The sequence below is a fragment of the Halomonas sp. KAO genome (assembly GCF_015595025.1).
Lineage (GTDB): Bacteria > Pseudomonadota > Gammaproteobacteria > Pseudomonadales > Halomonadaceae > Halomonas.
On the sequence record NZ_JADNRL010000019.1, the window covers coordinates 833,184 to 859,803 of the forward strand.

Below are 26,620 nucleotides of genomic sequence, written 5' to 3' on the forward strand. Positions count from 1 at the left end.
TGAAACACCAGGGTGGCCAGATACAAAAAGGCCGGCAGTTGTTGCTGCCGGCCTCGATGGTGCTACGGGGGGCGGTTACTGCTGGAGCTGAGCGATATCGGCAACCTCGAGGAACAGTGCCCGCAGGCCGGCCAGCAGGGCGAGCCGGTTACAGCGCACCCCCTCATCATCGGCCATGACCATCACTTCATCGAAGAAGGTATCAACCGGCTCACGCAGGCCGGCCAGGACATCCAGCGCCTCCTGATAGCGCGCCTCAACGAGCAGTGGCGTGACCCTGTCTCGGTGACTGACCACCGCGTCGTGGAGCCTCTTCTCGGCGGCTTCCTGCAGCAGAGTGGCATCCACGGTGCTGCTCACCTCACTGCCCTGTTTGGCAAGGATATTGGAGACACGCTTGTTGGCAGCGGCGAGGGCGGCGGCCTCGTCGCGTCCGGTGAACGCCTCTACCGCGCGCAGGCGGCGGGCGAAATCCAGCGGACGAGTCACGGGGCGTGCCCGCACCGCCAGGTAAGCCTCGGTCGAGATGTCCTCACCCTGACCCCAGGCCCGGAAGCGGTCGAGCATGTAGGCAAGCACCTCATCCACAAGGTTCTCGGCGTACGGCAGCCCCTGGTGCTGGGCCGCGGCCAGCTCGAGCAGCTCACGGAGGTCGAGTTGCAGCTCCCCCTTGACCATGATGTTGAGCACACCGATGGCGGCGCGACGCAGCGCAAAGGGGTCCTTGGTACCGGTGGGGCGGGCGCCGATACCGAAGATGCCGGTCAGGGTGTCGAGGCGGTCGGCCAGGGCCAGGGCCTGGCCGGTCCGGCTCCGGGGAGTGGCATCGCTCGCGAAGCGGGGGAGGTACTGCTCCTCCATGGCCCGGGCCACCTCGGCGGGCTCACCATCCTGAGCGGCGTAGTAGCGACCCATGGTGCCCTGGAGCTCGGGAAACTCGAGCACCATCTCGGTCACCAGGTCGCACTTGGCCAGTTCGGCGGCGCGGCGGGCATGGCTGACATCACCACCTAGCTGGCCGGCGATAAAGGCGGCCACGGCGGCGGTACGGTGGGCCTTGTCGGCGAGGGTGCCGAGCTGCTTCTGGAATACAACGCCCGAGAGCTCGTCGATTCGAGAGGCCAGGGTGCGCCTGCGGTCGGTATCGTAGAAGAAGGCAGCATCGGCCAGGCGGGGGCGAATGACCTTCTCGTTGCCCTCGATGACGCGGTCGGGCTCACTGCTGTCGATATTGGCAACGGTGATAAACAGCGGCTTCAGCTGGCCTTCGCTATCGAGCAGGTGGAAGTACTTCTGGTTCGCCTTCATCGAGGAGATCAGACACTCGGCCGGTACCTCAAGGAAGCGCTCGTCGAAGCTGCCGGTGAGGGCCACGGGCCACTCCACCAGGCCGCTGACTTCGACCAGCAGCGCCTCATCGATGACTGCGGTGGCCTCCTGCACCTCCGCTTCCGAAAGTACCTGCTCACGGATACGCTCGCGGCGTAGCTCGCGGTCGGCCAGAACCCACGCCTGTTCCAGGGTGGCGAGATAGTCATCGGCGTGGGCCAGTTCGATGGGGTCGGGAGCATGAAAGCGATGGCCACGGGTCGTGCGGCCGGCCTCGAGGCCCAGTGCCTCGGCTTCGATGATCTCGTTGCCATAGAGCACGACCAGCCAGTGTGCCGGCCGGGAAAACTCCACCCGTGAGGCACCCCAGCGCATGTTCTTGGGTACCGGCAGGGCGGCGACGGCTTTCTTGAGGATGGCTGGCAGCAGGGCAGCGATACTCTCCCCCTGCTGTTGTTCGCGATACCCCAGCCAGGTGCCCTTGTCGGTTTCCAGGTGAATCAGCTCATCCACGCTGACGCCGCAGGAGCGAGCGAAGCCTTCGGCGGCCTTGGAGGGCTGGCCATCCTTGAAGGCAGCGGCCAGTGCCGGGCCGCGCTTCTCCACCACCCGGTCGGGCTGCTTGCCGGCCAGGGACTCGATCTGGACCGCCAGGCGACGCGGCGTGGCGTACGCACGTATTTCGCCATGCTCGACATCGGCATCGCTCAGGCCGCGGCGCAGCCCTTCGGCCAGGGCATCGGAGAGGGCGTCGATGGCGTTCGGAGGTAGTTCCTCGACGCCCAGTTCAACCAGTAGGGTGTTGGCAGCCATGCTCAAGCGTCTCCCTGTTCAAGCAGTTCGCGGCGCAGTGCCTCGGGAGCCAGCGGGAAGCCGGCGGCCTTGCGCGAATCGAAATAGGCGTGGGCCACGTCACGGGCCATGGTGCGTACGCGCAGGATGTAGCGCTGGCGTTCGGTCACCGAGATGGCGTGGCGGGCATCGAGCAGGTTGAAGGTGTGCGAGGCCTTGAGCACCTGTTCATAGGCGGGCAGCGGCAGATTGGCCTCGAGCAGCCTAGTGCAGTCCCGCTCGTTCTGGTCGAAGGCACCGAACAGGTAATCGACGTCGGCGTGTTCGAAGTTATAGGCGGACTGCTCACGCTCGTTCTGGAGGTAGACATCGCCGTAGCTGACCCTGGAACCATCCGGGGCAGTGGTCCACACCAAGTCGTAGACGCTGTCCACGTCCTGCAGATACATGGCGATACGCTCGAGGCCGTAGGTCAGCTCGCCGGTCACGGGAAAGCATTCGATGCCGCCGGCCTGCTGGAAGTAGGTGAACTGAGTCACCTCCATGCCGTTGAGCCACACTTCCCAGCCCAGGCCCCAGGCACCCAGGGTGGGGGACTCCCAGTTGTCCTCGACGAAACGGATGTCGTGAACCAGGGGGTCGAGGCCCAGGTGCTTGAGAGAGCCGAGATAGAGCTCCTGAAACTCGGCGGGGGAGGGCTTCATCACCACCTGAAACTGGTAGTAGTGTTGCAGGCGGTTGGGGTTCTCGCCATAGCGGCCGTCGGTCGGACGACGGGAGGGCTGCACATAGGCGGCGTTCCAGGTCTCGGGCCCGATGGAGCGCAGGAAGGTCGACGGATGGAAGGTACCGGCACCGACCTCCATGTCCAGCGGCTGCAGCACCACGCAGCCCTGATCGGCCCAGTACTGCTGCAGGGCCAGGATCAGACCCTGAAAGGTTGAGACGTCTGGCGCCGGCCCGGAGGGCGAGGTCGACGTTGGTGTCGCGAGTGTCATTGGAAAAGCACCGTTGGCCATGAATTCACAGGGCTTCAAGTATACAATCACCGGAAGATCGGTTATAGGCGCACGCCCCGAACAGAGGAATCTCTCCATGATCGTAGTGACAGGCGGGGCCGGCTTCATCGGCTCGAATCTGGTCAAGGCACTCAATCAGCGTGGCCATCAGGATGTGATGGTGGTCGACGACCTGAGCGACGGCACCAAGTTCGTCAATCTGGCCGATTGCAGCCTGGGTGACTATCTGGACAAGGATGACTTCCGCCAGCGGGTAGAGGCCGAGTTGCGCGGAGAGTCTGCCAGGCTGCCGGAGATCGAGGCGATCTTTCACGAGGGAGCCTGCTCCGATACCACCGAGTGGGATGGCCGCTTCATGCTCGATAACAACTTCGAGTACTCCAAGGTGCTGCTGCACTTCTGTCAGCAGCGGGGGATTCCCTTCCTCTATGCCTCCTCGGCGGCCACCTACGGTGGCAGCGAGGTGTTTCAGGAGGCGCCGGAGCACGAGAAGCCGCTCAACGTCTATGGCTACTCCAAGCTGCTTTTCGACCAGTATGTGCGTATCCACCGGGATTCATTTCGCAGCCAGGTGGTGGGTTTCCGCTACTTCAACGTCTATGGTCCCCGAGAGCAGCACAAGGGCAAGATGGCCAGCGTGGCCTATCACCACCATACCCAGATCAGCGCCGGCCAGGACGTCAAGCTGTTCGGCGCCTGGGATGGCTTTGATGCCGGCATGCAGAGCCGCGACTTCGTCTACGTCGGGGATGTGGTGGATGTGAACCTGTGGTTCCTCGACAACCCCGAAGCGTCCGGCATCTTCAATCTGGGCACCGGTCGTGCCGAACCCTTCAAGGCGATCGGGAACGCGGTGATCGATTACTATGGTCATGGGGCCATCGAGTACATCGACTTTCCCGATGAGCTGAAGGGGCGCTATCAGAGCTATACCCGAGCCGATATCTCGCGGCTGCGCGAGGCCGGATACGATCGCGAATTTCGCACCGTGGCCGAGGGGGTACGCGAGTACCTGGAGTGGCTGAATGGCTGAATCGGCTTCGCGGGGGGAGACAAGCGGCGAGCGTATCCTGGTGGTCGGCCCCTCCTGGGTCGGCGACATGGTGATGGCCCAGAGCCTGTTGATGACGCTGCGTGACCGCCACCCCGGCTGCACACTCGCCGTGATGGCGCCGGGCTGGTCGCTGCCGATCCTCGAGCGCATGCCCGAGGTGGATGAGACGATCGCCCTGGACGTGGCTCATGGCCAGTTCGGCTGGTCCGTACGCCGTGAGGCGGCTCGCGGGCTGCGGGGTCGTTTCGATCGAGCCATCGTGCTGCCGCGCTCCTGGAAATCGGCGCTGGTGCCTTTCCTGGCGGGTATCCCACGACGCGTCGGCTTCCATGGCGAGCAGCGCCTTGGTCTGCTCACCGAGCGTCGTCGTCTCGACAAGAGCGTGCTCGACCAGACCGTCAAGCGTTTTGTCTCCCTGGGGCTGTCCGCCGAGGAGGCGGCCAGGGGCAACTTCCCCATACCTCAGCCTCGGCTGATGGTGGACGCGGGTAATCAGGCCGCCCTGCGCGAGCGTCTGGGGCTTTCCGCGTCACCGGCCATCGGCATGATGCCGGGGGCCGAGTACGGCCCCGCCAAGCAGTGGCCGCTGGAGCACTTCCGCAGCCTGGCCGAGGCGCTGATAGCAGAGGGGGTCGAGGTGCGGGTGCTGGGAGGGCCCAAGGATGTCGAGGCGGGTGAGACGATCGTCGATGGGCTGATGGGTGCCCATAATCTGTGCGGCAAGACACGCCTCGCCGACGCCGTGGACCTGCTGGCCGACTGCGAGCAGGTGGTCACCAATGACTCGGGGCTGATGCATGTGGCGGCGGCGGTGGGCACTCGCGTCCAGGCGCTCTATGGCTCCTCGTCGCCGGCCTATACGCCGCCACTGACCGATAACGCCGAGATCCACTACCTGGCCGTTGAGTGCTCGCCCTGCTTCGAGCGTACCTGCCCACTGGGTCATACGCGCTGCCTGGTGGAGATGGCTCCCGAGCGAGTGCACCGGGCGATTCATGCGTGGCGTACCACCATCGCAAGGAGCTGATGCGCGGTTAGTCCTTGCCGGAGTTTGCTTCATCTGCAGTATTGTCGAGCGCATCCAGAATCTGCCGGGAAGCGGCCTGCCCGCTCTTCTGCTGCCTGCCTTCAGGTATCAGGCCTTCCCATAAGCGCTGCTGCAGGGCGGTCTCTTCGTGCATGCGAGCCGCCAGGTCGGTCAGGCCATGCTGCTCCACCAGGGTCGGTTGCTCGGAGAGCAGGGAGACACCTAACCCAGCCCGGTGGCGCTCGATGGTATAGCCCATCGCCTCAAGTATGGTGGGGAAAAGATCGATAGAGGCGGCCTCGCGATGGGTCCGCTGGCCGGCCTCGATACCCTGGCCCAGCAACATGAAGGTGTTGTCCCGCTCGCCGGCGATGAGTTGCTCCCAGGCCGACACACGCATCGTCAGATGATCGCTGGCGAGCACGACCAGCGTATTCTCCAGCAGCCCTTCATTTTCGAGTCGGTCGATCAGGTCGAAGGCGAGCCAGGCCGAACACTCCACGGAGTAGAGGATATCCTCGCCGTCGAACTCGCCCTGACGCTTTCGACAGGCCCGCGCCGGATAGCCTCTGGGCGCATGGGCGGTGAGACTCAGATTGACCACCCCCCAGGGGCCGGCATCTTCCGCCTCCAGGCGGCGAATCTCGTTGATGGTAAAGTCATACAGATTGTCGTCGTAGAGTCCCCAGTCGTTGACATAATCGGGCTCGACGAGACGAGGCTCGAGACTGGCTCGTCCCATCACCCTGTCGAAGCCATGATCCTCGTAGAAGATTCCCTTGCCGGCGAACTCGGTACTGGCGCCGCCCAGGAAGCTGAGACGATAGCCCTGTTCATCCAGCAGGTCGCCCAGGCAGCGAATACCGGGAACCACGCGGCCCAGAGGCTCGAACTGGTTGTCGTGGAGCAGGCCCGCGGGCATCAGCGGGGTGCCACACTGGCTAGCGATCATGCCGGCCATGGTCCAGCCGGTGTTCTCCAGCTGGCGTATGCCCTCGAAGACATGACCGCGTCGGCCCAGGGCATCGAGGAAGGCGTAGGCATCCCCGAAGCGCTGGCGGTCGGCATAGGTGCGCTCCATGCTTTCCAGGTAGAGCAGCAGCAGGTTGGGTGGGCTCTCCGGCGCCTGCTGGATCGTCGGAGCCACATAGCGACGATCCAGCCAGGCACCGTCATCGGTGACGATGGCCGCACTGCGTTGCCCCATGCTGTAGAAGAGCGGATTGGTGGCGATCAGTACCAGTGCCAGCAGGCGGTCGACGAGGCGCCAGCGATGGTCACGGCGCACCAGCCAGGTATAGGCAGCGAGCAGGGCCAGCATCGCCAGGGTATAGAGTGCCGCCGCCAGCAGGCGGCTGCTGCCTCCATGCTCGGCGATCCCGGCCTGGAGGTGGAAGAAGATCGCCCCGATCTCGACGATGCCGAAGCTTTCGGCCAGGTAGACGTAGACGCCCCACAGGCAAAGGGGCACCAGCGACCAGGGCCAGATCTGCCGGGGCGGGCGTGGCGTGGCCGGCCTTCCCCAGCGCAGCAGCCAGCCAAGGCCCAGCCAGAGGCCGGTGATGGGGATCAGGCTCCAGAGTGGCAGCACGGCCACGGTGGCGATGGCATAGCCAAGGCAGACCCCGATGACGAGCAGGGACCACCAGCGAGAATGTTTGAGCCAGTTCGGGTTTGCGAGTTGCATGAGTCTCTTCGATAGGGATCGGGTGGCGGCCTTTCAGCTGCATCCATGGACCCTGTCAGGAAGACTGGTGGAGCGCGTAGGCCTTCATGTACTTCCAGAATACGCCATTGGCGTTGGAGAAGGCGATAACAAAGCCCGTGTCAGTTCTGGGGGCGTCATTTTGGTCCGGCATGCATTTGATCCTACCCAGCACTGGTGGAGCAAGATCATGGGGCCTGAATGAACGCAGAGTCGACAGATTTCTTGACAACTACCGGGATCTTCCGATTTTTTGGCCAGAGACAAAAGTTGTGCGCTACTGGATGATAAGAAAAATGCTGGCGTCAGCTTCTCGGATTCAGGATAGAGCTTGCTTCGATCATCAAGTAGAATTCGCTGGAAAAAATAGCATCGATCATTAGCTGTCAGTGCTGCATTTGATGGGGAGTGTAGGGTCCCGGATGATCAAATTATTTTTTGCTAGCCGCGAGGGAGCTTCTTCAGCAATTCATCCGGGAGCAGGTTCATGGACATCAAGCTGCATAAACAAGCGGCGACGACACCGAAGATTCGTGCCAAGATCCAGGCAGCACCCTCCAGCATCACGGATAGCGAGCTGGCCCGTCAGTGTGGTGTTGTCACCGTGACCATTCGGCGCTGGCGTTATCGTGATAATGTCTATGATCGACCCTACACGCGTCACAACCTCCTGGCTACGCTCACGTCCGAGCAAGAGGAGGTGCTGATCACGGCTCGTGAGTTCCTGTGCCTCGGCCTGGATGACCATCTCGTCGTTGCGTGTGAGTTCCTGAATCCCCGCTTGTCACGCTCTGCCCTGCATCGCATGCTCAAGCGGCATGAAGTGCCGACGCTGGTGGAACTGGCTTGGCAGGCCGCCGGTGACGACGAGAAACCCAAGTCTTTCACCGGTCGCTTCACGCGGGCAGGCGAACGCAAGCCCAGCGGTCGCCATTCCTTCGATCAGTAGTGTCAGGTCTATGGTATCGAGCACTGGCTAATCAAGCCGGGACGGCCGCAGATGAATGGCATGGTGGAGCGCTTCAACGAACGGGTTAGCGACGTGCTCTCGACCCGGTGCTATGTCTCAAGCGAGGACTTGGAAGAGACACTCAAGTGCTACGCTTGGCTGTACAATCAACATATCCCGCAGAAGGCACTGTACCATCAGTCACCGATCGCAGCGATTAAAGAATAGCAGGACAAACGTTCTGAGTTATTTACCAAACGGGTAGTTAGTCATACGGGACCCGACATTCTTCCTGTTTTTACGAATAGAGGCCAAGTTCCATGTTTTTTAAGAAGGTGCAAAAGAGAAATATTTATAAAATCGGAGCACTTGTAGAGAGAGAGGTGGCTAAAAAACAGTGCCAGGTTGATGCGAGAAAGCTGAAGAAGCTAACTCAAGAAAAGCGTATTGTAAATGGTGAGATAGTTGTAAGCTTGACGACTTACTCAAAAAGAATCCATGACGTGTATTTGGTTCTTGAAACTATTTCTCAGCAAACTGTTTTGCCTAACAGAGTTATTCTATGGCTTGCAGAAGATGAATTTGACTTTAATGACTTGCCAATATCAATCACATCAAGGGTGAGTTTTGGACTTGAGGTTAGGTTTTGTTCAGATATTAGAAGTTACAAGAAGATAATTCCTACGATAGAAAGTTTTCCAAATAGTGTGATTATTACTTTAGACGATGATGTTTTATACCCTAGAGATACTATTGAAATCTTGTTGAGAAGTCATAAAAAAAATCCAAACGCTATAATAGGAAATAGAGCACATGAGATTACTTATAAGAAAGGTAAAATAAGGCCTTATAGGAAGTGGGCGAAAGAAACCAATGATAATAATGGTAATATATTTTTAACAGGCAGCGGAGCAATATTATATCCTCCGGGATCCTTGTATAAAGATGTGGCAAAGAAAGAAATATTCACTGATATTTGCCCTTATGCAGATGATGTGTGGTTGTTTTTCATGGCAAAATTAAATGGAACTGAGATTATAAATGTACAAGGTAGGGATTTCAAAGATTTCATCGAAATATCGAATAGCTATGTTGTGGGTTTGAATAAATTAAACGTGGACAGGGGGTATAATGACAAGCAAATAGCTAATGTGATGAGTTTTTATAATATTGAGTTGTGATGGAGGCGTAAATGCTGGATAAGTTTATAAAAAGCAATTTTTTCGAAAAAAAGTTTTTCAAAGTTAGAAAAAAGTTAGATTGGGTAGAGAAGAGATATAGATATTCTCATGGTATCGGTGAAGGGTTTGAAAATGAAGAGCTAAAAGAAAGAGCAAAGATTTCTTTAAAGATTTTAGAAGATGCATGCTTAACCTCATATGAGCAAGGCACCGATACTAAAATTATATGGATTTATTGGGATTCAGACTTGGCAAACGCACCTGAAGTGGTTCGGCTCAGCTATGTTTCTTGGGAAAAGCTAAACCCGGATTATAAGGTGGTATTTTTAAATGATGAGAATATCGAAAATAAGTTAGGGTTTGATTTTAATTCTATATTTCATTTATGCAACATAAGGCTAACAAAGGCTAATAAGGCTGATTTGTTGAGAGTCTATTTGCTAACTCAGTTTGGTGGTGTATGGGCAGATGCAACCACCTTTTGCCTAAAGCCGCTTAGCTCTTGGCTTCCACATATTAAGCACCAAGCTGATTTTTTCATGTTTAGACAAGAAGAGGTAAAGAGTCGCCCCCTTGAAGTTTGGTTTATTTATGCTAAAAAAGGCTCACCTTTAATTGCTAAAGCATTTGGTCTTTATTTAAGTTATTTGCTGAAGGATAGAGAGTTCGCAATTTACGTTTCGAATAGTAAGAAAATGATGCGCAAGCTGGGGTATGAAAAGACACATCCTGATAAAATATATGCACAAGGTGTACATAACGCTGAGAAGTATGGTTTTATGCCATATTTCACATTGGCCTATTTTTTAAATGAAAGCATGGGTGAATTATTTAATGACTTTGAAGAAAAAATGTTCTTTAATTTGCCAAACAATTTTTGTAATAACAAAGAGTCTATAGATGTTTTTTTAAATTCGGTTGTTGCAAAGCAGACCTATAAAGGTAGATATCAAGAGGAAAAGGTTTATTTAGAACGTAAAGCAGTACTGCTGCTTGATATTTTGGGAAATTTTAACATTTAGACTAGCCCATGAGTCCTGCATCTAACCTCACTCATCATCATCAGAAAAATATTGTAAAGTTACCGTGGGTATTTATTAAATATATTGTTGTGTGTGTGCTAAGTAGTGCTCAAAAACCAGCAGTGCGATGAGCCTTTCCCGTTGCGGGTGATAAAAATTGGTAATGTATTGGTTGGCGTTGTGTATGATGTCTTGGGCTTCTTCGGGATGTGTTAGGTAGTATGCAACTTTTTCGTCCAGGTCGGAAAAATCATCACTGACCTCTACATAGTGGTGGCCTGGGGTCAGCGTACCTTCCATGAACCAAGTTTCATAAGCTGGTTGTTTCATAAAGCACAACGAATTCGATGCCATTATCCATTTCAGATTTGTGGCAACATCGTTGCCCTCAATACTGAAGATAAACTTGTGCCCAAGCTGTTGTTTGATAGACATGAATGGCTTTCGATATGCGGTCGTTTCTACCTTGTTGTCGGTAGCACCAACATCGCACTGGGCCATATCGTGGCACTGTGCTAGAAAATTTTGGCGGTGGGGTTGATGTGCTGCTCCCCGCCACACTAGGGTGCTCTTTTTTTTATCATAATCATAAGGATCGTTTACCGTGTAAAAATGTCGAACGCTGTCGAGTTTGAGTAGTACTGAATTGTAGTTTTCCCCGTTAATTGGCCTGCTCTTGACAAACGTGGGTTCGTTTGGAACGAAAGTCTTGTCGCCAAAACGATAGTGATATGCACTACTTGCTGGGAAGTGCTTAGCAACTTGGTAAAAGTCGAGATGATATGTGGATTTTTTTGAGTGTATTTTGAAGTCTTGGTTGCTAGTGGCTGCACCAGAAAGCTCTGATAAGGTGTCAAGTTTGTTGTAATAGGCTACGCGTTTCATGATAAATTCCTGATCGGCTGAAGGCAGGGTGTCAAACTGGGCCATCAGTTTATCGCGCCGACGTCGGAAAAGGCTTCTCGGAGGTAGGGCACCTAGCAGACCTGAGGCGTAAAACATGAATTTATGCGCACGATAAGCGTTCTTTCCGCCCATGTTGAGTAATTTCATTGAATAAATACGATTTTTTAGACTCGAGAATAGAGTGATGTGTATGAGTTAGCCATAGCCTCAGGGCTGTATTTGGCTAAATGCTGGGAGGCTTTTTCTACAAGCCTTTTGCGTAAGTCGATGTCGCGCAGCCTTACCAAACATTCAGCTAGATACTCACTATCACCAGTCGGAAACAAGAGACCGGTTTCTTCATGACGGACAATATCCGGGATACCGCCCGTCTTGCTAGCTACCACGGGCACCTCTGCTCGTATGGCATCCAGCAACACTGACCCTAGCCCTTCGTTACGAGAAGGAAAGGCAAAAATATCCAATGCCGGAAGGTAATTGCCGATATCGGACTTGAAGCCGGCCCAGATTACGTTGTCCAGCCTGATACTTTCTTGCTTTAGTTCGGCCTCATCCTCGCCTTGGCCAAAAAACACAAATAGCATGTCCGGCTGCGAGTGTTGTAGTCGTCGAGCCGCGTCGAGCAGAACACGTTGTCCCTTGTGTCGGTCCACAAGGGCCCCAGCGTGGCCGACCAGGAATCGACCGGGATAGCGTGCACGGAAAGCCCGCGTTATGTTGGGGTCTGAGACTAGTGGAGTAAATGCGCTGGGAATTTGTGCCACCGGGTGCGGGCTTAGCGGCTGGATATTCTCGGCAATAACCCGGGATAGCGCGACGCAGCGATGCGCTTCACGGTAAAAAATTCTGTTGCTGAGTTTGTGCTTGACGGGTGTATCCACCCGACGGGTAATCAGGTAGGGAATGCCAAACAGTCGATGGTGTAGCCAAGCCCAATGTACAGCCTTGGCGTCATGGGCATGAACCATGGTGGCTCGCCCCGCCTGTCGATGGCCGGCCAGCTGATGGCGAGCGCTGACAAATCGAAGACCGTGGGTTGTGGCCAGCTCTGCGCGCATAGGCGAATCTGGCCGGCACACAAGCGTCTGGAGTGATACTTCTGCCTTGTCGGCCAGTGCCTGGATCAGCAGCACTGTTTGCCGCTCGCCGCCGCGAAACCCCCGGGCCAGATTGGCATGGATGATGTGCAAAGCCGCCTCGTAGAAGGTTTGTGGGTATAATGACGGCTATAGTAGCATCCGGTGTCTATTCTGGCAGGGTGGTTTTTGCATGCTCTCTGAGCTAAGCGCCGTGATCATCACGCGCAACGCGTCGGCAACCTTGGGCCGCACCTTGGACTCGCTCGAAGCCCTGGGGGAGGTGGTAGTTTACGACAATGGCTCCACCGATGAGACTCTCGAAATTGCTCGTCGCTACGCCAACGTATCGCTTCACCAGGGCGACTTTCTTGGCTTTGGCCCTACCAAGCGCCATGCCGTGTCACTCGCTCGTAGTGAGTGGATTGTCTCGTTGGACGCCGACGAGGCGCCCACCAGTTGCTGGCTTGAGGCGCTGGCCAGCTGGCTGCCCACCGCTGATACCGATCAGGTGGTAGAGGTGTTGCGAGAAAACTGGCTATTGGGCAAGCCCGTGCATCATTCGGGCTGGGGCAATGACTGGTTGGTGCGTGTCTTTCATCGCCAATGGCATAACTTCAATGATGCCATGGTGCATGAGTCAGTGAAGGTTGCAAAATCCACGTCAGTCGTTCGTTTAGACGGTTGCATTGAGCATCTGGCTGTCACCGAACTTGGTCAGTTTTTGGATAAGATAAATCGATATTCGACTATTCGTGCAAAATCGGACAAGTTTCCGGTATATCCCGTGTGGGTTGTTGTGTTAAAATCCGCGTTTGCTTTCTTGCGTACCTATCTTTTAAAGTGCGGCTTTCTCGATGGCTGGCGTGGTTTGGTAATCGCCGTGGCTAATGCAAACGGTGTGTTCTGGAAATATATGAAACGTCGTGTTCGGGATATATGAACGAGCCGACCATGAGGCCATGCCGGTGAAAATAGCCCTAGTACATATGCGCCACGCTGCCTCCGGCGGTACTGAGCGGTTTCTTAATGAACTGTCACGGTATCTAGCCGAGCGTGGTGAGGATGTTACAATCATCTGCCGTTCCCACGTGGCTCCGTCTCATCCGGCTATTCGTTTTGTTCGCTTACGCCCGTTCAGTATTGGTAAGGCCCAGCGCATGTGGCGTTTTGCCCAGGCGGTGGAGCGCCATGTAGAGGCTGCAGGCTATGATCTCGTCTATGGATTGGGAAAAACCTGGACACATGATCTGTTGCGCATAGGTGGTGGCACTGTCCATCACCATCTTGCCTCGAAGCCGAAGCGTCAGTGGCGGTGGAAGGATAGGGTGGCTGCGCAAATTGAGGCTCGGGCCATGGCGCCTGGCGCCTATTATCATGTGGTATCAAATTCTCGGCAAAGCGACCATGAGATTGCCGAAGCGTACAATGTACCTGCTGAGCGGCGCTCTGTGATTCATAACTTTGTCGACACTCAGCGTTTTGACCGCACACGGCTCAGTGGTGATGTTAGTGCTCTTGCCCAGGAATTAGAATTGGATGGTCAAGTTCCTGTTTTTCTGTTTCTGGGCACCGGTTATCGTCGCAAAGGGCTGGAGCCAACCCTTGAAGCCTTCTCCCGGCTCGACGGAGAAGCCATCTTGCTGGTGGTTGGGCGTGACTCTCGACAGGCTCAGTATCAGGAGCTTGCCCAGAGTCTCGGCATTGCAGATAAATGCCGATTCCTGGGCGAGCAGCCTTCACCAGAACGATATTTTTCCCTTGCCGACTGCTATATGCTACCGGCGTATTACGAGCCGTTTGGCTTTACCGTACTTGAGGCACTTGCCTGTGGAACGCCAGTTATAACTACCCAAAAGTGTGGCGCTAAAGAGGTGGTGACGTCAGAGGTGGCTACGGTTATCGATCGCCCAGATGACATTGAAGCACTCACCGACGCTATGTCCCACTGGGCCAGGAGGAAAGGTGATGCTAGTCTGAAAATTTGCTGCCGAGAGCTGGCATTATCCCTCGACATAGAAGAAATCATGGCCCAGAACTACCGGTGCATCCTTGACGTATATCAGGAAAAGCAGGCGGCTCAATGCCAGATGTAAAAAACTGGAAGATCATCGGCCGGGGAGATGAGCGCATCTGCTATCTGCACCCAAATGATCCAGCTCGCTGTATTAAACTCAGTAGAAGAGAAAAGGCCAAGCAGACTTATCGCGAACTTCGATATTTCCGGCTGTTGAAGCGAAGGAAGGTTCCTTTCACATTTATTCCTGAGTTCTTTGGGGTGGTGAAAGATGATGAAGTGATCGGAATCGAGCAGCAGTTGGTGCTCGATGATCAGGGACTACTTCCACCTAATGTGGCTGAATACCTGGCCAAGCCGCTGACGCAGCAGCAGGTAGGTCAATTTTGGGTTGGGCTCGAAGCACTCCAGACCTACTTGTTGGCCTATAATGTGGTGCCTTGCGATCTGGTGATGAGCAATCTGCTTGTGATTGAGCGGACGGATACCACCGCGGTCATACTGATCGACGGCCTTGGTGTCTCGGAATTTATTCCATTGCCAGCATATGTGCCTTGGCTTGGACGGCGCAAGATTCGGCGCAAGTGGGCAAGGTTCATGGAGAAAACAGTCAAGCCGCGCTTCATGACCACACAAGAGCGTCAACTACCATAGCTGGCAGTAATCCGCTCGATTATGCGCGTTATTTCTTCTGTAGCGACAAACTTGGCTACAGAGCTCTCTAGTCTCTTCAGGTTGCGGGCTTTCCAGGCTCCGTCGGGACGCAGTCGACAGCGATCCAGGTCGATCAACCACACCTTGCCGCCTTTATCCACCAGCAGGTTGCGGGCATTGAGGTCGACATGGTCGAGGCCTGTATCGTGGAAACGGCGGATGGTGGCACCGACCCGTTGCAGTAGCTCGCCATCGGCTTCGCCATTTTCCAGCAGGCTGGCCAGGGCGCGGGCGCCGGGAATGCGCACGGTGAGTAGCGCGGCCTCATAGGTCAGACCATGGCGGGTGACGTTGGCGGCGACCGGTCGCGGAACCGGCAGGTCACGGGCAAGCAGGTCGGCGGTGAGACGCATCTCGCGAAAGGCGCGGGTGCGCTCCAGGCCGGTCCATAGATAACGGGCATCACTGAAGCGTGCCACCATGCCGCCGCGGCGGTAAGGGCGCAGTACCCACTCTTCTCCAGTACCGGCATCCAGAAACAGGCTGGCACCGCGCCCCGGGGCCTGGCCGGTGACCCGGCCTTGCGCCAGCCACCAGTCGGGTTCGAAGGTTGACGGGCCAATTTGTGGCGCCTGGTCGGCGTCACATAGACTGTCCTTATCATATAGAATGTAGAACTTTCCCGTTCTCAATGTTGCCAAGCGCATGAAGCATCCTCTGCCCGCCCAACCCCGCCATATCGGCGTGCTGCGACTCTCCGCCCTGGGTGATGTCTGTAATCTGGTGCCGACGGTTCGCGCCCTGCAACGCCAGTGGCCCGACGCGCGCATCACCTGGATCGTCGGCAAGGCCGAGCACAGTCTACTGGCGGGCCTCTCCGGGGTCGAGTTCGTGGTCTATGACAAGGCCAGCGGCCTGGCAGGCATGCGCGCCCTGTGGCGCGAGCTGTCTGATACCCGCTTCGATGTGCTGCTGCATATGCAGCAGGCCCTGCGAGCCAGCGTGTTGTCACTTGGGCTCAAGGCCGACGTGCGAGTGGGCTACGACAAGGCCCGCGCCAAGGATGCTCAACACTGGTTCACCCACCGTCAGCTTGCGCCTCATCCACGCGCCCATGTGCTCGAGTCCTTTCTCGACTTCGCCCGACTGATGGGGATCGAGGAGCCGAGTCTCGAGTGGAATCTGGCGATTCCCCCGGCGGCCCACGACGAGGCGCGCTCCCTTACCGGCGATACCCGTTATCTGCTGATGAGCCCATGTGCCAACCCACGGCTGCGCAACTTCCGCAACTGGTCTGCCGAGGGGTATGCCGCCGTGGTCCAGCACGCCTGGGAGCAGCATGGCCTGCGTACCGTGCTGACTGGAGGGGGCAGCACTCAGGAGCGGGAGGTAGGGGAGCGTATCCAGGCCCTCTGCCCGGCCGAGGCGGTGATCGATGCCATCGGCAACACCTCACTCAAGGGGCTGCTGGCGCTGATCGATGCCGCCGAAGCCGTCATCGCTCCGGACTCGGGCCCCGTGCATATGGCCAACGCGCTGAATACGCCGACGGTGGGGCTCTATGCCACCACCAATCCTGATCGTGCCGCGCCCTACCGCTGGCGCGACTTCGTGGTCAATCGCTACCCTCAGGCGGTGCGCACCTACCTGCACAAGGAGGTCGAGGATCTATCCTGGGGCCAGCGAGTGCGGCATCCCGATGCCATGTCGCTGATTCGCGCCGATGATGTGATCGAGCGCCTCAAGGCAGCACTGCAGTATGCCGCTGACCACTCCACGGAAAGGACGCTTGCCGACGATGAGACTTGATCTGACCGCCCTGGAGCACTCCCGTCTACTGGTGGTGGGGGATGTCATGCTCGACCGCTACTGGCACGGCGGTACCTCGCGTATTTCGCCCGAGGCGCCGGTGCCGGTGGTGCGTGTCGAGGAGAGCGAGGACCGCCCAGGGGGCGCCGCCAACGTGGCACTCAATATCTCCTCCTTGGGCGCCCATGCCGCGCTCTCCGGCCTGGTGGGTGATGACGATAACGCGGACCGCCTGGTGAGTCGCCTGGAAGATGCCGGAGTGAGCACTCACTTCCAGCGCAGCCCGGGTGTGCCAACGATCACCAAGCTTCGCGTGATGAGCCGCAACCAGCAGTTGATCCGCCTCGACTTCGAGGAGGGGCTGGGAGAGGCGGACACCTCCGGGCTGCTGGAGCGGGTGGAGGCGGCGTTGCCGGACTGTGATCTGGTGATCCTCTCCGACTACGGCAAGGGGACGCTCAACCGCGTCGAGGAGCTGATTCGCCTGGTGCGGGCCAGTGGCAAGCGGGTGCTGGTGGATCCCAAGGGGCGTGATTTCTCGCGCTATCGTGGCGCCAGCGTCATCACCCCCAACCTGGCGGAGTTCGAGGCGGTGGTGGGTCACTGCCGTGACGATGCCGAACTGGCCGAGCGAGGCGAGGCCCTGCGTGCCGAGCTCGAACTGGAGGCGCTGCTTATCACCCGCAGCGAGAAGGGGGTCACCCTGATTCGTGAGGGGCACGACCCGCTTCACCTGCCCACTCGGGCGCGAGAGGTCTATGACGTCACCGGTGCCGGCGATACCGTGATCGGCGTGCTGGGTCTCGCCCTGGCGGCCGGGCATGGTTTCCCCGAGGCGATGACCCTGGCCAATCTGGCCGCCGGCCTGGTGGTGGCAAAGCCGGGAACCGCGACCCTCTCCATCGCCGAGCTCTACACCGCCCTGCATGGCGACAAGCTGGCCGAGTTCGGAGTGATCGAGGAGCCGACGCTCATCGACGCGGTGCGGGCCGCCCAGGCGCGTGGCGAAAGGGTCGTGATGACCAACGGCTGCTTCGACATCCTTCATGCCGGCCATGTGGCCTATCTGGAGCAGGCCCGCCGGCTCGGTGATCGGCTGGTCGTGGCGGTCAACGATGACGCCTCCATCGCGCGCCTCAAGGGCCCCAAGCGGCCCATCAACCCCCTGGCGCGTCGCATGCAGGTGCTTGCCGGCCTGGGTGCCGTGGACTGGGTCGTCTCCTTTGGCGAGGAGACTCCACAGCGGTTGATCGAGTCGGTGCTGCCCGACGTGCTGGTCAAGGGTGGCGACTACCGCCCCGACCAGATCGCCGGCGGCCAGGCCGTGCGCGACGCCGGAGGTGAGGTGCGAGTACTGGGCTTCGAGGATGGCGTCTCCACCACGGCGATGATCTCCACCATCCTCGACCGCGAGAGCTGATGGGCTGGCCCCGGCAGGCCTACTCCGCGGCGCTGCATCTGGCGGCTCCCCTGCTATGGCAGCGTCTGCGCCGTGAGCATGGACTCACTGACCCCAGGCCATTGCGCCTGGGGCGCATTCCCGAGACGCCTCCCGAAACGCGTATGTTATGGCTGCACTGCGCCTCGGTGGGGGAGGTCCAGGCGGCCAGGCCGTTGATCGAGGAGCTGCTCGCACGCTACCCCGGCCATTCCCTGACCGTGACTACCATGACCGCCACCGGCGCCGAGCGCGTCCGTGCGCTGGCCCAGGGGCGGCAGGATGGTCGGCTGAGTCATCACTTCGTGTCCCTGGACTTCCCGCGCGCCGCGTCGCGCTTCGTCGAGCGCCTGCGGCCCGAGCTGGCGCTGTTCTTCGAGACCGAGCTGTGGCCCAACCTGCTTCACGCCTGCCGCCATCGCGAGATACCGGTGGCGGTGGTCAATGGCCGGCTCTCTGCGCGCGCCCTGGGAGGCTATCGGCGGCTGCGTCCGTTGATGCGTGAGGCGCTGGGCTGTGTCGACTGGCTGGCCGCCAAGTCCAGTGAAGACGCCGCGCGCTTTGCCGAGCTCGGCATGGCGCCGCGGCGTACCACCGTAGTGGGCTCGCTGAAGTTTGATATCGCCCTGGAAGATGGCGCCCGACAGGTAAGTGAGCGCTTGCGTCAGCTGCTGGGGCGGCCCCGGGTCTGGGTGGCCGGCTCTACCCACGCGGGCGAGGAGTCGCACCTGCTGGCCGCTCACGCCCTGCTGCGGGAGCACTCTCCCGAGGCCCTGCTGGTACTGGTGCCGCGCCATCCGCAGCGCTTCGATGAGGTAGCGAGCCTGTGCGAGTCCCACGGCCAGGTGCCGGCTCGGCGCTCTCGAGGCGAATGGCCCGGGCAGGCTACTTCGGTCTATCTGGCCGACACCATGGGGGAGCTCACCGTGCTCTATGGCGCGGCGGACCTGGCCTTTGTCGGCGGAAGCCTGGTGCCGGTGGGTGGTCACAATCTGCTCGAGCCTGCGGCTCTTGGCGTACCGGTGCTTACCGGCCCCGAGCTGGCCAACTTCATGGATGTGGCAGAGGCCCTGCGCGGCGCCGATGCCCTGGTGGAGACGCCCGATGAAGAGGCGCTTGCCGAGGCGCTGATCGCGCTCTTTGCCGACCCGGCCGAGCGCCGCCGCCTCGGCGAAGCGGGGCGCGATGTGGTGGCCGCCAACCGTGGGGCCCTGGCAAAGACCCTGAAGGGGCTGGACAGACTGCTAGCGGGGAAGTGAGTACTCACTTCGCCTCGAGGCCTGTCAGGCGGGGGAGAGGCGTTCCACACCCTGGGTGGTTCCCAGCAGCAGCACGTCGGCACCGCGGGCCGCGAACAGACCATTGGTGACCACCCCCACGATGGCGTTGATGCGTGCCTCCATGGCCTGCGGGTCGTCGATCATGAAATCGTAGCAGTCGATGATCTGGTTGCCGTTATCGGTGACCACCCCCTCCCGATAGACCGGGTCGGCACCCAGCTTGACGAGTTCCCGGGCCACGTAGGAGCGGGCCATGGGAATCACCTCCACCGGCAGCGGAAAGGCACCCAGGCGCTCGACCCGCTTGGAGGCGTCGGCGATGCACACAAATGTCTCGGCACAGGCGGCCACGACCTTCTCGCGAGTCAGCGCCGCGCCACCGCCCTTGATCATATGTAAGTGAGCGTTGACTTCGTCGGCACCGTCGATATAGAAGGGCACCGTGCCCACGGAGTTGAGCTCGAATACCTCGATGCCATGGCTGCGCAGTCGCTCGGCGCTGGCTTCGGAGCTGGCCACGGCACCGGCAAAGTCGTGACGCAATTCGGCCAGGCGGTCGATGAAGCGGTTGGCGGTGGAGCCGGTGCCGATACCGAGCACGGTGTCGCGATGCAGGTGGGGGCGCACCTCATCGATGGCGGCCGCCGCGACGGCATCCTTGAGCTCATCCTGGTTCATGGGGCGTTCTCCTGAGGGGGTCGGCGAGAAAGGGTCGATATTATAGGCCAATCGCCACTGTCTGCCGATGGTCAATGCTGGACGCTGGGCCCGCGAAAATGCTACCAATAAGGGTTCCTCGCAGCGCAGCATTCATGCTGCGCCCTCACGCGTCACGCCGCTGGATACCAGGATGCTCGAAGCTACCGTCAAGAAGATTCTCCAGGCCCGGGTCTATGAAGCCGCTCGGGAAACCCCCATCTCGCCGGCCCCCTTTCTCTCCCGTCGCTTCAACAACACCATTCTGATCAAGCGTGAGGACCTGCAGCCGGTTTACTCCTTCAAGATTCGCGGCGCCTACAACAAGATGGCCCTGCTCAGCGAGGAGCAGAAGGCCAAGGGCGTGATCGCGGCCTCGGCTGGCAATCATGCCCAGGGTCTGGCGATGGCGGCGAAGCAGATGGGCGTCAAGGCGACCATCGTGATGCCGCGTATCACGCCCGATATCAAGGTACAGGCGGTGCGTGCCCGCGGGGCCAAGGTGGTGCTCAAGGGGGATGCCTTTGCCGAGGCGGCCGAACATGCCCAGGCCCTGATCGAGGAGCATGGTTATACCTATATCCCGCCCTTCGACGATATCGATGTGGTGGCGGGACAGGGCACCATCGCCGTGGAGATCCTGCGTCAGCAGGCCGGTGCGTTGGATGCTATCTTCGTGCCGGTGGGCGGCGGCGGCCTGATTGCCGGCGTGGCCGCCTACGTCAAGTATCTGCGCCCGGATATCAAGGTGATCGGTGTCGAGGCCGAGGATAGTGCCTGCTTCAAGGCGGCACTCGAGGCGGGCAAGCGGGTTACCCTCGATCAGGTGGGGGTGTTTGCCGAGGGGGTGGCCGTGGCCCAGGTCGGCAAGGTGCCCTTCGATATCGCCCGCGAGCTGGTCGACGAGGTCATTACCGTCAATACCGACGAGATGTGCGCGGCGGTCAAGGATATCTTCGAGGAGACCCGAGCGGTCTCCGAGACGTCCGGCGCGCTCTCCCTGGCGGGGCTCAAGAAGTATATCCAGCAGACCGGCGTCGAGGGGCAGACGCTGCTGTGCATCAACTCCGGCGCCAATACCAACTTCGACCGCCTCCAGCATATCGCCGAACGCACCGAGCTCGGTGAGCAGCGCGAGGCGATCCTGGCCGTGACCATCTCCGAGCGGCCGGGCAGCTTCAAGAAGTTCTGCAAGACCATCGGCAAACGCATGGTCACCGAGTTCAACTACCGCTATGCGGATCCGGAACATGCGCATATCTTCGTCGGCGTGCAGGTGAAGCCCGGCGGAGAGGATCGTCAGGCGGTGATCGACAGGCTTCGCGATGCCGGTTATGCGGTGGAGGATCTCACCGATAACGAGCTGGCCAAGCTTCATATTCGCCATCTGGGGGGCGGTCGACCCAAGCAGCAGTTCGATGAGGAGGTCTACCGATTCGAGTTTCCGGAGCGTCCGGGCGCGCTGATGAACTTCCTCACCCACCTGCCCCATGACTGGAATATCTCGCTGTTTCATTACCGGAATCACGGTGCCGCCTATGGCCGGGTGCTGGTAGGCATGCAGGTGCCCAATGGCGATCGCTCCCATGTCGAGGAGTATTTCGACGCCATTGGCTACCGCTACTGGAAGGAGTCCGACAACGCCGCCTATCGGCTCTTCATGGCGTGAGGAGGCGTGCTGGGAGGAAGTGAGTGCTGACTCGCTCAGTGGACCTCGCCAGGCGGAAGTTTCATGAGGTGAACGTTGAGTCAGGGCGGTTGTCTTGATGGTTGCATCGGCTTATAGTCGCCGACGTTTAAATCCTGCTACCCGGAGTCTAAGATGAAGCGCAAGCCCGATGTGGTCAGGGCCCTGGTGCTGTTGTTCGGTATTGGCGTCGTGGCAACCGGCTATGCCCAGGCGCTGGTCGGCAACTGATCACGAGCTGTCGAGCCCCTGCCAGATTGTCAACGGGCCGATGCCGAGAGGCGTCGGCCCGTTGGCGTTTCCAGGCGGGTGTATCAGGGGCGTACCAGTCGGACGTCGCTTGCGATGGCATCGAGCGGCACGTCCCACGAGGCCACCGGCAGCGAGTCGACCCGTTGACAGTCATGGGCCAGGCCAATCAGCCGTGGCCGTGGCCCCGGTCGGCGGGTAAAGGCCAGGGTGCGATCATAGAAGCCGCCCCCCATGCCCATGCGCTGGCCGGCATCATCGAAGCCCACCAGTGGCAACAGGATCAGGTCGAGGGTCCAGGCGGGCATTCGACGCGCACGATGGGCCCCATGGCGAGTGGCGGGCTCGGCGATGCCAAAGCGATTGCGGATCATGGGTGTGTTCGCATGGTAGTGCACGAACCAAAGCAGGTTGTGTGACAGGGGCTTGAGTACCGGAAGGTAGACACGAGCGCCACGCTGCCGTAGCCAGCCGATCAGCGGAGTGGGGTCGATCTCGCCGTCGTTGGGCAGGTAGAGCGCCACGCGACGGGCACGCTGTACCTCGGGCAGGCGTCGCAGTCGGCGACACAGATGTTCGCTGGCCAGTCGGCGCTGCTCGGCGCTCAGGGCGCGGCGGCGACGGCGCAGCTGTTGACGCAGCTCGCGACGTGAGCCGTTGAAGCTGGTCAAGGAAAGAGGTGCGGCGGGTGTCGGCATGAGATGGTTCATGTGGACGAGGTTCCCCAGAGTGCCGCTGTCGTTCTGGCCCTTGAACCCATTGGTTCAAGGTGGGTGGCCGCAGCCGAACCGTCAGGCTTTCCGACGCACGGACATGCACACGGGTTCGGCTAGCATTTGGCCCCCTGGGTACTGCGCATAGGCTCGAGGGACGATAACGACTGGCAAACACCCCAGGGAACAACCCCATCGTACCAGAGCCGGTGGAGGGCGGCCAATGGATTCCCGGTTCAGGGTCAGCGTGGCTTGGTATCGGCCAGGGCACGCTCCAGGCGTTCGCTCAGGGCGTCCAGGCTGCGCTCCCCTTCACGCCGACTCTCCAGCGCCTCCAGCAGCTCATGGGTGATGTTGAGTGCCGCCATGACGGCGATGCGCTCGTTGCCCAGTAGATTGTTCTGGGAGTGGATGCCGGTCATCGCGCGATCCAGGTAGCGGGCCGCACGCTCCAGCTTGGCTTCTTCCTCGGGGGGGCAGGCAATGACGTAGCTACGTCCCAGGAGGGTAATTTCGGCGGTCGGCCGTGTCGCATCACTCATCGGGGGGCTCCGGCTCGACCCCGCAGGTCACGCTGGCCGCGCGCCACCGGGGGCCGATGCGTTAACATCCAGTCAGTACCGCATGGCCCGTCACTATAAGAGAGCCCTTCTCGAGGGGTCAACGCGCGGTGACGATTGCCGCCCCTCTTCCGTACACCCCGCCACCATGGAGCTTCCATGTCACTGATCGATGAACGCCAGGATTTCTCCACTATCGCCGACCTCTTCCTGCTTCACGGCAGCATGCAGTCGCCGGCCTTCAGCGACGGACGACTGTGCGCCCGACTTGCCATGCACGATATCGACCCCGCCGTCTGGCTGGAGGAGGTGTGTGAGGTGCTTGGCGTCGAGCAGCCGCGTGACGAGCCATCCGCCGAGCGTTTCCTGGCCTGGCGCCGCCAGACCCTGGATGCCCTCTCCGGTAGCGAGCTCGGTTATGAACCACTGCTGCCCGATGAGCTCTTCTCCCTGGCCGAGCGCGCCCGCGGGCTCAAGGAGTGGACCCAGGGCTTTCTGGAGGTCGTCCAGGATGCCGGGGAGGAGCCTCGCGAGAGATGGTCAACGGCGCTACGCGAGGCGCTGGAGGACTTGGAGGGGATCGCCGCCATGCCGGCCGACCTCGAGGAGAGTGCCGAAAACGAGAATGATCTCTTTGCCCTGGTGGAGCATGTCCGCATGGCCGCCATGCTGCTCTACACCGAGCAGCACCCGGGCAAGCCTCAGGTCGAGGATGCCGAATCCACCACGCGTCACTGAGCAGCCCATCACACCCCACCGCCGCCAAGGAGCTGCCATGTTGTCCGAGACGTTGCCCGAGACCCTGTCGCGCCCGGCACCCATTGCCAACGCCGAGTATCGTCAGCGCCGTCAGGCGCTGATGGCGGCACTGCCTGGCGATGCCGCCGTGCTGCTGCCTGGTGCCTCTCTGGTTACTCGCTCGCGTGACAGCGAGTTCCCCTTTCGCCAGGACAGCGACTTCCATTATCTCACCGGCTTTCCCGAGCCCGACGCCCTGCTGCTACTGTTGCCGGGGCGAGCCGAAGGGGAGAGCGTGCTGTTCTGCCAGGATCGCGACCCGGCGCTGGAGGCCTGGACCGGTATCCGCCTGGGGGCCGAGGGCGCCATTCGCGAGCATGGTGTCGACCAGGCCTTCGAGAATGCCGAGCGCAGCGAGCGCCTGGCGGCACTGCTCGATGGGCGGCGTACGCTCTACCTGGCGCTGGACAGCGCCGAGGCGCGGGGACTGGCCGAGGGGGTGCGTGCGGACCTGGTGGCTCGCCAGCGTCAGGGGGTGTGTCCACCCCAGGCCATTGCCGATGTGACCCCGCTGCTTCACGAGGCGCGACTGATCAAGAGTCAGGCGGAGCTTGCCCTGCTGGGTCATGCCGCCGAGATCTCGGCGCGTGGCCATCTGCGCGCCATGCGTGCGGTGCGTCCCGGGATGGCAGAGTATCAGCTGCAGGCGGAGCTGGAGCACGAGTTCCGCTGGCAGGGGGGGAGTGGTTCGGCCTATGCCACCATCGTCGGTGGTGGCGCCAATGCCTGTGTGCTGCACTACATCGAGAATCGCGCCCTCCTCGAGGAGGGCGACCTGGTATTGATCGATGCCGGCGCCGAATTCGACCTCTATGCCGGTGACATCACCCGTACCTTTCCGGTCAACGGCCGCTTCAGTGACGCCCAGCGGGCCCTCTATGAGGTGGTGCTCGAGGCTCAGGAGCGCGCGGTGGACGCGGTGCGCCCCGGCACGACCCTGGCGGTGATTCATGCCGAGGTGGTGCGCGGGCTTACCGCCGGCCTGATCCGGCTGGGGCTGCTCGAGGGCAGTGTCCAGGCGCGTATCGACGATGAGAGCTACCGGCGCTTCTACCTCCACTCCACCTCGCACTGGCTGGGTCTCGATGTCCACGATGTGGGTGCCTACCGTCGCGATGGCCAGCCCCGGCCGCTGGTGCCGGGCATGGTACTCACCGTGGAGCCGGGGCTCTACGTGCCCGATGACGACGACATTCCCGAAGCCTTCCGCGGCATCGGCATCCGTATCGAGGATGATGTCGCGGTGACCGATGAAGGACATCGGGTGTTGACCGCTTCCGTGCCCAAGTCAGTTGCGGAGATAGAGGCGCTGATGGCTGAGAATTGAGCGTGCCAAGTTGAGCGGTATTATTAGTTATGTAATTTACATTATGAATCACTCGTCTGAGGTGGCGCGATGAGTCCCGAAGTGACACTCCCGACAACAGAGGCGGTGGATATCGCCATCGTGGGTGGCGGTCTGGTGGGTGCCAGCCTGGCCTGTGCATTGATGCCGCTGATCGAGCGGCACGGTCTCTCGGTTGCGGTGATCGAGGCGTCGCCTATCCTCGACCTGGCCGCGGCACCCTGGCAGCCCAGCTTCGATGCCCGGGCCAGTGCGATCTCCCTCGGCACCGCGCTGCACTTCACCGAGATGGGGGTATGGCAGACGATAGCCGAGCAGGCCACCGCCATTCGCCGCATCCATGTCAGCGAACGAGGCCACTTCGGGGCCACCCGCCTCGATGCTCGGGAGCTGGGGGTCGAGGCGCTGGGCCATGTGGTGCCCAACGCCTGGCTGGGTCGTGTCCTGCATCAGCATCTCACCGGACTGCCGTTGGCCTGGCACTGCCCGGATCGCGTCGAGACGATCGAGCCGACGGCGGAGGGCTACCACCTGGGGCTAGCCTCCGGCACCAATCTGCAGGCGGGGCTCACGGTGCTGGCCGATGGCGGGCGCTCGGGCCTCAAGGAGCGCCTGGGGATCGCCAGCGAGGTGCGCTCCTATGAACAGGTGGCGTTGATCGCCAGTGTCGAGATGAGCCGGTGTCATCAGGGTGTCGCCTGGGAGCGCTTTACGCGCGAAGGCCCCATTGCCCTGCTGCCGCTCCAGGGCCAGACCATGGAGCTGGTGTGGACCCACGCTGCGGGAGACGAGCGGCGACGCCTGAACCTGTCGGAGGGTGACTTCCTGGCCGAACTGCAGACGGCCTTCGGTGACCGGGGGGGGCGCTTCCGGCGTGTGGGCAGCCGTCATACCTATCCGCTGAGCCTGGTGACCGCGCGCGAGACCACGCGGCCCGGACTGGCAGTGATGGGAAACGCGGCCCACTCCCTGCATCCGGTGGCCGGTCAGGGCTTCAACCTGGCGCTGCGTGGGGTGATGGATCTAGTGGCGTCGCTGGAGGCGGGGCTGGCGCACGGTCGCTCGGTCGGAGATACCGAGGTGCTGCAGGCCTTCGAGGCCCGCCGCGCTGGCGACCGCCACAGCGTGACCCGCTTCAGTGACGGTCTGATACGGTTGTTCGGCATCGACAGTCGGCTGCTGGGTCATGCCCGTGCCGCCGGTCTGGTCGGCCTCAACCTCGCCGGTCCCCTGAGGCGTGCGCTGGCGCGCCGCGCCATGGGGCTGGAGCGATGAATCGCGCCGGCGAGAAATGTGAAGAGTCGAGAAGAGGCG

The 26,620-nt window shown here is 60.1% G+C and carries 23 protein-coding genes, 1 other RNA gene and 1 pseudogene; 15 read left to right on the forward strand and 10 right to left on the reverse strand.

Annotation, left to right across the window (positions count from 1 at the left end; translation table 11 throughout):
* Window positions 1-75: 75 nt before the first annotated feature.
* Entirely contained in the window at window positions 76-2,142 is a 2,067-nt protein-coding gene (glyS, locus tag IOC61_RS10140) for a glycine--tRNA ligase subunit beta (RefSeq protein WP_195688697.1), read from the reverse strand.
* A 2-nt stretch (window positions 2,143-2,144) separates the two neighbouring features.
* A complete protein-coding gene (gene glyQ, locus IOC61_RS10145; protein ID WP_195688698.1) occupies window positions 2,145-3,119 on the reverse strand; it encodes a glycine--tRNA ligase subunit alpha in 975 nt (324 codons plus the stop codon).
* Window positions 3,120-3,216: 97 nt separating this feature from the next.
* Between glyQ and rfaD the strand changes: the two genes are divergently transcribed.
* Both rfaD and waaF read left to right on the forward strand, forming a co-directional pair.
* Complete coding sequence (gene rfaD, locus IOC61_RS10150) at window positions 3,217-4,173, forward strand: ADP-glyceromanno-heptose 6-epimerase (protein WP_132043438.1); 957 nt, start codon at window positions 3,217-3,219, stop codon at window positions 4,171-4,173.
* The gene (waaF, locus tag IOC61_RS10155) at window positions 4,166-5,221 is read left to right on the forward strand and encodes a lipopolysaccharide heptosyltransferase II (RefSeq protein WP_195688699.1); all 1,056 of its coding nucleotides are present in this window, start codon (window positions 4,166-4,168) and stop codon (window positions 5,219-5,221) included. Before rfaD ends, waaF begins: the two co-directional genes overlap by 8 nt.
* Before the next feature lie 7 nt (window positions 5,222-5,228).
* On the opposite strand, the gene IOC61_RS10160 is transcribed toward waaF, so the two are convergent.
* Window positions 5,229-6,908, reverse strand: a complete 1,680-nt coding sequence (locus IOC61_RS10160) for a sulfatase-like hydrolase/transferase (RefSeq protein ID WP_195688700.1) — start codon at window positions 6,906-6,908, stop codon at window positions 5,229-5,231.
* Between the two features lie 505 nt (window positions 6,909-7,413).
* Between IOC61_RS10160 and IOC61_RS10165 the strand changes: the two are divergent.
* The 3 genes and pseudogenes from IOC61_RS10165 to IOC61_RS10175 form a co-directional block, all read left to right on the forward strand.
* Window positions 7,414-8,163: pseudogene (locus IOC61_RS10165) on the forward strand (integrase core domain-containing protein); the annotation flags it as partial.
* 32 nt (window positions 8,164-8,195) lie between these two features.
* Window positions 8,196-9,056 carry a glycosyl transferase gene (locus IOC61_RS10170; protein ID WP_195688701.1) on the forward strand — a complete coding sequence of 287 codons (861 nt, stop codon included), beginning with the start codon at window positions 8,196-8,198 and terminating at the stop codon, window positions 9,054-9,056.
* An 11-nt stretch (window positions 9,057-9,067) separates the two neighbouring features.
* On the forward strand, window positions 9,068-10,078 hold the full coding sequence (locus IOC61_RS10175; protein ID WP_195688702.1) for a capsular polysaccharide synthesis protein: 1,011 nt from the start codon (window positions 9,068-9,070) through the stop codon (window positions 10,076-10,078).
* A 75-nt stretch (window positions 10,079-10,153) separates the two neighbouring features.
* On the opposite strand, the gene IOC61_RS10180 is transcribed toward IOC61_RS10175, so the two are convergent.
* Both IOC61_RS10180 and IOC61_RS10185 read right to left on the reverse strand, forming a co-directional pair.
* On the reverse strand, window positions 10,154-11,008 hold the full coding sequence (locus tag IOC61_RS10180) for a glycosyl transferase family 90 (RefSeq protein WP_229333015.1): 855 nt from the start codon (window positions 11,006-11,008) through the stop codon (window positions 10,154-10,156).
* A 140-nt stretch (window positions 11,009-11,148) separates the two neighbouring features.
* On the reverse strand, window positions 11,149-12,174 hold the full coding sequence (locus tag IOC61_RS10185; protein ID WP_195688703.1) for a glycosyltransferase family 4 protein: 1,026 nt from the start codon (window positions 12,172-12,174) through the stop codon (window positions 11,149-11,151).
* A gap of 79 nt (window positions 12,175-12,253) precedes the next feature.
* Between IOC61_RS10185 and IOC61_RS10190 the strand changes: the two genes are divergently transcribed.
* Genes IOC61_RS10190 through IOC61_RS10200 form a run of 3 tightly spaced genes read left to right on the forward strand, consistent with a single transcriptional unit; the run spans window position 12,254 to window position 14,731 of the window.
* The gene (locus IOC61_RS10190) at window positions 12,254-13,003 is read left to right on the forward strand and encodes a glycosyltransferase family 2 protein (protein WP_195688704.1); all 750 of its coding nucleotides are present in this window, start codon (window positions 12,254-12,256) and stop codon (window positions 13,001-13,003) included.
* A 25-nt stretch (window positions 13,004-13,028) separates the two neighbouring features.
* The gene (locus IOC61_RS10195; protein ID WP_195688705.1) at window positions 13,029-14,156 is read left to right on the forward strand and encodes a glycosyltransferase family 4 protein; all 1,128 of its coding nucleotides are present in this window, start codon (window positions 13,029-13,031) and stop codon (window positions 14,154-14,156) included.
* Window positions 14,144-14,731: a YrbL family protein gene (locus tag IOC61_RS10200; RefSeq protein ID WP_195688706.1), complete on the forward strand. Its 588-nt coding sequence runs from the start codon at window positions 14,144-14,146 to the stop codon at window positions 14,729-14,731. The genes IOC61_RS10195 and IOC61_RS10200 overlap by 13 nt, the downstream gene beginning before the upstream one ends.
* Here the strand turns inward: IOC61_RS10200 and IOC61_RS10205 are convergent.
* Window positions 14,719-15,438 carry a 3-deoxy-D-manno-octulosonic acid kinase gene (locus IOC61_RS10205; protein WP_195688707.1) on the reverse strand — a complete coding sequence of 240 codons (720 nt, stop codon included), beginning with the start codon at window positions 15,436-15,438 and terminating at the stop codon, window positions 14,719-14,721. The genes IOC61_RS10200 and IOC61_RS10205 overlap by 13 nt on opposite strands.
* Here IOC61_RS10205 and IOC61_RS10210 point away from each other — a divergent pair.
* The 3 genes from IOC61_RS10210 to waaA are packed head-to-tail and all read left to right on the forward strand — an operon-like array spanning window position 15,437 to window position 19,237.
* Complete coding sequence (locus tag IOC61_RS10210; protein WP_195688708.1) at window positions 15,437-16,540, forward strand: glycosyltransferase family 9 protein; 1,104 nt, start codon at window positions 15,437-15,439, stop codon at window positions 16,538-16,540. The genes IOC61_RS10205 and IOC61_RS10210 overlap by 2 nt on opposite strands.
* Window positions 16,530-17,960: a bifunctional D-glycero-beta-D-manno-heptose-7-phosphate kinase/D-glycero-beta-D-manno-heptose 1-phosphate adenylyltransferase HldE gene (gene hldE, locus IOC61_RS10215; protein WP_195688709.1), complete on the forward strand. Its 1,431-nt coding sequence runs from the start codon at window positions 16,530-16,532 to the stop codon at window positions 17,958-17,960. The genes IOC61_RS10210 and hldE overlap by 11 nt, the downstream gene beginning before the upstream one ends.
* Window positions 17,960-19,237 carry a lipid IV(A) 3-deoxy-D-manno-octulosonic acid transferase gene (waaA, locus tag IOC61_RS10220; RefSeq protein ID WP_195688710.1) on the forward strand — a complete coding sequence of 426 codons (1,278 nt, stop codon included), beginning with the start codon at window positions 17,960-17,962 and terminating at the stop codon, window positions 19,235-19,237. Before hldE ends, waaA begins: the two co-directional genes overlap by 1 nt.
* Before the next feature lie 24 nt (window positions 19,238-19,261).
* On the opposite strand, the gene rpiA is transcribed toward waaA, so the two are convergent.
* The gene (gene rpiA / locus IOC61_RS10225) at window positions 19,262-19,936 is read right to left on the reverse strand and encodes a ribose-5-phosphate isomerase RpiA (RefSeq protein WP_195688711.1); all 675 of its coding nucleotides are present in this window, start codon (window positions 19,934-19,936) and stop codon (window positions 19,262-19,264) included.
* A gap of 67 nt (window positions 19,937-20,003) precedes the next feature.
* Here rpiA and ilvA point away from each other — a divergent pair, with 67 nt between their 5' ends.
* Window positions 20,004-21,623, forward strand: a complete 1,620-nt coding sequence (gene ilvA, locus IOC61_RS10230; RefSeq protein ID WP_195688712.1) for a threonine ammonia-lyase, biosynthetic — start codon at window positions 20,004-20,006, stop codon at window positions 21,621-21,623.
* A gap of 332 nt (window positions 21,624-21,955) precedes the next feature.
* Here the strand turns inward: ilvA and IOC61_RS10235 are convergent, their stop codons facing one another.
* From IOC61_RS10235 to IOC61_RS10245, 3 genes are all read right to left on the reverse strand, one after another.
* A complete protein-coding gene (locus tag IOC61_RS10235; protein ID WP_195688713.1) occupies window positions 21,956-22,600 on the reverse strand; it encodes a 5-formyltetrahydrofolate cyclo-ligase in 645 nt (214 codons plus the stop codon).
* Window positions 22,601-22,607: 7 nt separating this feature from the next.
* Window positions 22,608-22,792: non-coding RNA, 6S RNA (ssrS, locus tag IOC61_RS10240), on the reverse strand.
* 53 nt (window positions 22,793-22,845) lie between these two features.
* Complete coding sequence (locus IOC61_RS10245) at window positions 22,846-23,145, reverse strand: cell division protein ZapA (protein WP_195688714.1); 300 nt, start codon at window positions 23,143-23,145, stop codon at window positions 22,846-22,848.
* 177 nt (window positions 23,146-23,322) lie between these two features.
* Between IOC61_RS10245 and IOC61_RS10250 the strand changes: the two genes are divergently transcribed.
* The 3 genes from IOC61_RS10250 to ubiH all read left to right on the forward strand — a co-directional run bounded on the left by IOC61_RS10250 (window position 23,323) and on the right by ubiH (window position 26,581).
* A complete protein-coding gene (locus IOC61_RS10250; RefSeq protein ID WP_195688715.1) occupies window positions 23,323-23,901 on the forward strand; it encodes a UPF0149 family protein in 579 nt (192 codons plus the stop codon).
* 37 nt (window positions 23,902-23,938) lie between these two features.
* A complete protein-coding gene (gene pepP, locus IOC61_RS10255; protein ID WP_195688716.1) occupies window positions 23,939-25,288 on the forward strand; it encodes a Xaa-Pro aminopeptidase in 1,350 nt (449 codons plus the stop codon).
* Between the two features lie 69 nt (window positions 25,289-25,357).
* Window positions 25,358-26,581 carry a 2-octaprenyl-6-methoxyphenyl hydroxylase gene (gene ubiH, locus IOC61_RS10260; protein WP_195688717.1) on the forward strand — a complete coding sequence of 408 codons (1,224 nt, stop codon included), beginning with the start codon at window positions 25,358-25,360 and terminating at the stop codon, window positions 26,579-26,581.
* Window positions 26,582-26,620: the final 39 nt, after the last annotated feature.